We start from the raw sequence: 7093 nt of genomic DNA on the forward strand, positions 1-7093 counted from the left end.
TATCAATTCCCTCACTTGCGAAACTTGAATAAAGAGCCCACTGCAAAATAAATGAGGTTTTATTTTGCAGTGTCTTTTTTTTGGCGTAACTTTGCACCCGCAAAAACAAAATACAGAAAAATATTGAGATGAAGAAGATAGTAATCGGAATAGACGTAGGCATTTCTACGACCAAGATAGTAGGTATCGACGCCAGCGGCATGGTAATCAGCCCTATCCGCATCAAGGCTACCGACCCCATCACATCGCTCTACGGAGCCTTCGGAAAATACCTGCACGACAACAGGATTACCCTCGACGAGGTGGAACACGTGATGCTGACCGGTGTGGGAGCAGCCTACATCGAAGAGCGCATCTACGGTCTGCCCACATCGAAGAGTGAGGAATTCGTTGCCGACGGACTGGGAGCCCGATACGAGAGCAAGCTCGACCGCATGATCGTGGTGAGCATGGGCACGGGCACATCGCTCGTGAAATGCGACGGCAACGACATCAAGCACATCGGAGGTATCGGCATCGGAGGCGGCACCCTGGCGGGTCTGAGCCGCATCATGCTGAAGACCGACGACATCAAGCAGATAGTGAACCTGGCCAAGGACGGTGACATCTCGAAGATCAACCTCCTGATAGGCGACATCAGCGCCAAGCCTCTGCCGGGTCTTCCGATGACCGCCACGGCTTCGCTCTTCAGCAATGCCAAGGCGAATGCATCGCGCGAGGACATCGCCATGGGACTCATCGGCATGGTATTGCAGAGCATCGGTTCTGCCACCATCCTCTCGTCCCTGGAATCGGGCATCAAGGACTTCGTGATGATAGGCAATCTCACCCTCCTGCCCCAGTGCCGCGAGGTATTCCCAGCCATGGAAAAGCTCTACGGCGTGAGATTCAGAATACCGAAATACTCGGAGTTCTGTACCGCCATCGGTGCTGCCCTCGACTACAAAAGGGGGCAGAAGGAGGAATAGTCTGCCCCGGCAGAAAAAGCACAAGAAACAAGAAAAAAGCACCCACAGAAAGCACAGCGCCACAACGGCCTGATATATAACCATTTAAACGTTTTGGGAAACAAAATTTTGTAAAGGTTTTCCAAAACGTTTTGTTATTTCCCTGATTTTCAGCGACTTAATATTTTTTAACCATAAAAAAGTTACCCAAAAGCTTGCCGTTTCAGAAATTATTTGTATCTTTGCAATGTCGAAAATGGTTACACTGTAATCTATTCGTGACATAAGAACTTAGTATTAAGCAATTTAATCATTAATCGTAAAAGTAATAGTATAATGATTCAAACAGTAGTAAAGCGCGACGGACGCATCGTTGGATTCAACGAACAAAAGATAATGGCTGCAATCCGTAAAGCCATGTTGCATACCGATAAGGGTGAAGATATCGCCCTCATCGAGCAGATTACCGACCACATCTCTTATCGTGGCAAGAGCCAGATGAGCGTGGAGGCCATCCAGGACGCCATCGAGCTGGAACTCATGAAGAGTGCCCGCAAGGATGTTGCCCAGAAGTATATCGCATACCGCAACCAGCGCAACATCGCCCGCAAGGCGAAGACACGCGACGTGTTCATGAGCATCGTCAATGCCAAGAACAACGACATCACCCGCGAGAATGCCAACATGAACGCTGACACTCCTGCCGGAATGATGATGAAGTTCGCATCGGAGACCACCAAGCCTTTCGTTGACGACTACCTGCTCTCAGAAGAGTCGCGCGACGCAGTTACGCACAACTATCTCCACATCCACGACAAGGACTACTATCCAACCAAGAGCCTCACCTGCGTGCAGCATCCGCTGGACATCATCCTGCACCACGGATTCACGGCAGGCCACGGTTCAAGCCGTCCTGCCAAGCGCATAGAGACAGCAGCCGTACTGGCCTGCATCTCGCTGGAAACCTGCCAGAACGAAATGCACGGCGGACAGGCTATCCCTGCCTTCGACTTCTACCTGGCTCCATACGTACGCATGTCGTATCAGGAAGAGGTGAAGAACCTGGAGAAGCTGACAGGCGAAGACCTGAAGGACCTCTACGACGCTCCTATCGACGACTACGAGGAGAAGCCGCTGGAAGGACTGCAGGGCAAGGCACGCCTGGAGCAGCACGCCATCAACAAGACCGTGAACCGCGTGCATCAGGCTATGGAGGCTTTCATCCACAACATGAACACCATCCACTCACGTGGCGGTAACCAGGTGGTATTCTCAAGCATCAACTATGGTACGGATACCAGTGCCGAGGGGCGCTGCATCATGCGCGAAATCCTGCTCAGCACCTACGATGGCGTGGGCAACGGCGAGACTGCCATCTTCCCTATCCAGATATGGAAGAAGAAGAGAGGCGTCAACTATCTGCCTGAGGACAGAAACTACGACCTCTACCAGCTTGCATGCAAGGTGACAGCACGCCGTTTCTTCCCTAACTTCCTGAACCTGGATGCCACATTCAACCAGAACGAGAAGTGGAGAGCTGACGACCCTGAGCGCTACAAGTGGGAGATAGCAACCATGGGATGCCGCACCCGCGTATTCGAAGACCGCTGGGGCGAGAAGACCAGCATCGCACGAGGCAACCTGAGCTTCTCTACCATCAACATCGTGAAGCTCGCCATCGAATGCATGGGCATCGAGAACAAGCAGCAGCGCATCGACATGTTCTTTGCCAAGCTCGACAACCTGCTGGATATCACTGCCAAGCAGCTGGACGAGCGATTCCAGTTCCAGAAGACTGCCATGGCAAAGCAGTTCCCACTGCTGATGAAATATCTCTGGGTGGGCGCTGAAAAGCTGGAGCCTACTGACACCATCGAAAGCGTCATCAACCACGGAACTCTGGGCATCGGATTCATCGGACTGGCTGAGTGCCTCAAGGCGCTCATCGGCAAGCACCACGGCGAGAGCGAGGAAGCTCAGGAGCTGGGTCTGAAGATCGTGACCTACATGCGCGACCGTGCCAACGAATTCAGCGAGAAATATCACCACAACTACTCCGTGCTGGCTACCCCAGCCGAGGGCTTGAGCGGCAAGTTTACCAAGAAGGACCGCAAGGAGTTTGGCGTCATCCCAGGCATTACAGACCGCGACTACTATACCAACTCCAACCACGTGCCTGTATACTACAAGTGTACAGCGCTGCAGAAGGCAAAGATCGAGGCTCCTTACCACGACCTGACCCGTGGCGGCCACATCTTCTATGTAGAGATTGACGGCGACGCTACCCACAACCCAGCAGTCATCGCCAGCGTGGTAGACATGATGGACAAGTACAACATGGGCTACGGTTCCGTGAACCACAACCGCAACCGCTGTCTCGACTGCGGCTACGAGAATGCCGATGCCAACCTGGAGGTTTGTCCAAAGTGCGGCAGCCACCACATCGACAAGCTGCAGCGCATCACCGGCTACCTGGTAGGTACCACCGACCGCTGGAACAGTGGCAAGCTGGCTGAGCTCCACGACCGTGTTACCCATATTGGAGGTTCAAAGTAAGCTATGATCAGCGTATTGAGCGTAGTACATGATACGATGGTAGATGGTCCGGGCTTCCGCACATCCATATATTGTGCCGGCTGCCCGAACCACTGTCCGGAGTGTCATAATCCCCAGTCATGGGACATCAACCATGGCACGATGACGTCTACCGAGGAGCTGATGAAGGAAATCATGGACGATCCCTTCGCCAACGTCACCTTCTCGGGCGGCGACCCGATGTTTCAGGCAGAGGGTTTTGCCGAACTGGCACGAGCCATCCGCCAGCAGAGCGACAAGACCATCTGGTGCTTCACGGGCTTTCTCTTCGAGAACCTGGTGAAGAATCCGGCTCAGCTTGAACTCCTGAAGCTGATAGACGTACTGGTAGACGGTCCTTACCAGAAGGACAAGCGCGATACCGACCTCTTCTTCCGGGGCAGCAGCAACCAGCGCATCATCAATGTAAAGAAATCCCTGCAGGAAGGCAAGGTAGTAGAAATACATCTCACAAAAGAAAATCCGAATCCCGTGCTCTGATTCCCAAAAGCACGAGATTCGGATTCTTTTTTTATTCCTTGATTTTCTCCGCCAGCATCTTCCACTCTTCTTCCGAGAGATACGACTTGAGTTCCCTGACCAGTTGCCGGATATAGTCGCGGTCCCAGTCCTCTTCATGGCAGAAGTGATCCTCATAGAAGAGCAGGTCTACATCTATCAGAATCTCCCCACGCCTGCTGCGGGCAACGGTGCGCCCACATCTCCGCTCCACATCCCGGAACGCCTGCAGCACACGGTCCTCAACCACATGGACATACGTCGCCCCAACCGTATTGAGAAACGGTTTGGAATGAGGCATGCCGATGGGTTTGGTCCACATGTCAGGGCTGAACCTGATGTCTTCAAAGGCATTCTCCAGCTGACGTTTGGCCATAGCCACATGATTCTTCTGATTCTCGTTGGAACCCACTGCAAAGATGATCAGTATTTTCTTCTTGAAATTAAGCATTTTCTCTTCATTTTTGCTGCCGGGAGCTACGAAAGAACAGTTCCCCGAATTGCCGAAGGCAGCCAATTAATATAATTCTTATGCAAAGATAGTGAAAATACTTAAATAAATGATGGTTTTATTGCTTTTTTTATTATTTTTGCACTATGAATCGAATAAAAACATATTTTCTGGCCTTTTTGCTATCAACCTGCGCACTCTCTTCGGGAGCACAGATGAAATGGAATCAGACCTACCAGACATACATCAACCAGTATAAGGACCTGGCCATCGAACAGATGCTACGTTACCGCATACCTGCCAGCATCACCCTAGCACAGGGACTCTTTGAGAGTGCTGCCGGAAGGAGCGACCTCGTGAGGCAGGGCAACAACCACTTCGGCATCAAATGCCACGACTGGACCGGTCCTACACAGTATCATGACGACGATGCCCGGGGCGAATGCTTCAGAGTATACCGTGACGCAAGAGACAGCTATGAAGACCATAGCAAGTTTCTTGCAAGACAGCCACGCTATTCCCGCCTGTTCCAGCTCTCGCTGACCGACTACAAGGGTTGGGCAAGAGGACTGAAGGCCTGCGGCTATGCCACCAATCCGCAGTATGCCAACAAGCTGATACAGATTATCGAGCTCTACAAGCTCTTCGACTACGACAAGGCAAAGCGCTACGACCGCTTCATGGCAAGCCACAGCGGCACCGACCAGCCTATCAACGGTCAGGGGCTGCTCCACCCTATCCACCTGTTCAACGACAACTACTATCTCTATGCCCGCGAGGGAGATACCTTCAAGGCACTGAGCAAGGAAGTGGGCATCAGCTGGAGAAAACTGGCCAGATACAACGAGCGCGACAAGCACGACGTGCTGAAGAAGGGCGACATCGTCTATCTGAAGAAGAAGCGCAAGAAGGCGCCTAAGCAGTACAAGCGACGTCCTCACGTGGTTCAGCCGGGAGAAAGCATGTACACCATCTCGCAGAAGTATGGCATGCGCATGAAGTATCTCTACAAGAAGAACCATCTCCCTGCCGACTACAAGCTCAGAATAGGCGACAGGCTGAGAGTTAGATAGGGATTAGTGATTCGGTCACTTGGTGATTCGGTGATTTCATGGCGCCTGCCGGAAATGTGAACGAAATGTGAATGTGAATGTGAATTTCAAATGAAAAGACAATGAAGAAAATGATATTATCCCTCGCCACCATGGCGATGCTGCTGGCGCCCAGCACAATACAGGCGCAGAACTTTGACGATTATTTCGTAGACAAGACGCTGCGAGTAGACTATACCTTTGCCGGCAACAAGAAGACACAGATGATTGCCGTAGACCAGCTGAACGTGATGCCACGATGGTATGGCAAGCACCAGCGACTGGCAGAACTGCCTGTAGAGGGCAACGGACAGATTACCGTCCGCGACCATCGCACGGGCAAGGTCATCTACCGCAACTCCTTCTCTACCCTCTTCCAGGAATGGCTCTCCTACCCGGAATCAGAGAAGAACACCCAGAGCTTCGAAAACGTATTCCTCGTGCCGATGCCAAAGGATACGGTAAACATCACCGTAGACCTGCGCAACAACCGACGCGAGGTGATGACATCGCTCACCCATCAGGTGGCTCCGACGGACATCCTCATCCATCAGATGGGCAACCAGCCTACTCCTTACGAAACCCTGCAGCAGGCTGCCGATACCACCAAGTGTATCCACATCGCCTACGTGGCTGAGGGCTATACCGAGGCAGAAATGCCTGTCTTCCTGAAGGATGCCAAGGAGGCTACGGACGCCATCTTCGCCCATGAGCCGTTCAAGAGCATGAGAGACCGCTTCAACATCGTTGCCGTGAAGTCACCATCCCAGGAGAGTGGACCTAGCATCCCTTCCAAGGGCATCTGGCACAAGACGGCACTCAGCTCCCATTTCGACACCTTCTACAGCGACCGGTACCTGACCACCCTGCATCTGAAGGACCTGCACAACTGGCTGGCTGGTACACCATACGAGCACATCATCGTCCTCGTGAATTCAGACAAATACGGTGGCGGCGGCATCCTCAACTCCTACAACCTCACCACCTGCCACCAGCAGTGGTTCAAGCCGGTAGTGGTACACGAGTTCGGACATTCATTTGCCGGTCTTGCCGATGAGTATGCCTACGAGTCAGAGCAGATTCCGATGTATCCACACGATGTGGAACCATGGGAGAAGAACATCACCACCCTTGCCGACTTCCACGGAAAATGGGAGAACATGATCAAGAAGGGCACCAAGGTTCCTACTCCATTGTCAAAGAACGAGAAGGTGGCAAAGACCAAGGTGGGCGTCTTCGAGGGTGCCGGATACAGTCCTAAGGGCGTATACCGTGGCGTTCAGGACTGCCGCATGCGCATCAACGAGACTCCAGAGTTCTGCTCCGTTTGCCAGGATGCATTGAAGCAGATCATCGATTTCTATACGAAGTAGTATGAGCGGTTTCTGCTTTTTGCAGTTATCGGATTTTGCATGAAGCAGATGAGCAGTTTCTGCTTTTTGCAGTTCATCGGATTTTGCATGAAGCAGATGAGCGGATTCTGCACGAAGCAGATCATCGATTTCTGCATG

At 52.2% G+C, this 7093-nt stretch carries 6 protein-coding genes; 5 read left to right on the forward strand and 1 reads right to left on the reverse strand.

What is annotated here, in order from left to right; all coding sequences use genetic code 11:
• Positions 1 to 128 precede the first annotated feature (128 nt).
• From coaW to nrdG, 3 genes are all read left to right on the forward strand, one after another.
• Entirely contained in the window at positions 129 to 968 is an 840-nt protein-coding gene (coaW, locus tag ACQRBJ_RS15450; protein ID WP_294969775.1) for a type II pantothenate kinase, read from the forward strand.
• 315 nt (positions 969 to 1283) lie between these two features.
• On the forward strand, positions 1284 to 3503 hold the full coding sequence (locus tag ACQRBJ_RS15455) for an anaerobic ribonucleoside triphosphate reductase (protein WP_295346872.1): 2220 nt from the start codon (positions 1284 to 1286) through the stop codon (positions 3501 to 3503).
• A 3-nt stretch (positions 3504 to 3506) separates the two neighbouring features.
• Positions 3507 to 4022 carry an anaerobic ribonucleoside-triphosphate reductase activating protein gene (nrdG, locus tag ACQRBJ_RS15460; RefSeq protein WP_153122319.1) on the forward strand — a complete coding sequence of 172 codons (516 nt, stop codon included), beginning with the start codon at positions 3507 to 3509 and terminating at the stop codon, positions 4020 to 4022.
• Positions 4023 to 4053: 31 nt separating this feature from the next.
• Here nrdG and ACQRBJ_RS15465 read toward each other — a convergent pair whose 3' ends face one another.
• Complete coding sequence (locus ACQRBJ_RS15465) at positions 4054 to 4491, reverse strand: 2-amino-4-hydroxy-6-hydroxymethyldihydropteridine diphosphokinase (RefSeq protein ID WP_295346871.1); 438 nt, start codon at positions 4489 to 4491, stop codon at positions 4054 to 4056.
• Positions 4492 to 4637: 146 nt separating this feature from the next.
• Between ACQRBJ_RS15465 and ACQRBJ_RS15470 the strand changes: the two genes are divergently transcribed.
• Complete coding sequence (locus ACQRBJ_RS15470) at positions 4638 to 5564, forward strand: glucosaminidase domain-containing protein (RefSeq protein WP_441937605.1); 927 nt, start codon at positions 4638 to 4640, stop codon at positions 5562 to 5564.
• Positions 5565 to 5665: 101 nt separating this feature from the next.
• On the forward strand, positions 5666 to 6955 hold the full coding sequence (locus ACQRBJ_RS15475) for a M64 family metallopeptidase (RefSeq protein ID WP_445304156.1): 1290 nt from the start codon (positions 5666 to 5668) through the stop codon (positions 6953 to 6955).
• Positions 6956 to 7093 lie beyond the last annotated feature (138 nt).

The organism is Prevotella sp. SGI.167, assembly GCF_050313615.1.
GTDB lineage: Bacteria > Bacteroidota > Bacteroidia > Bacteroidales > Bacteroidaceae > Prevotella.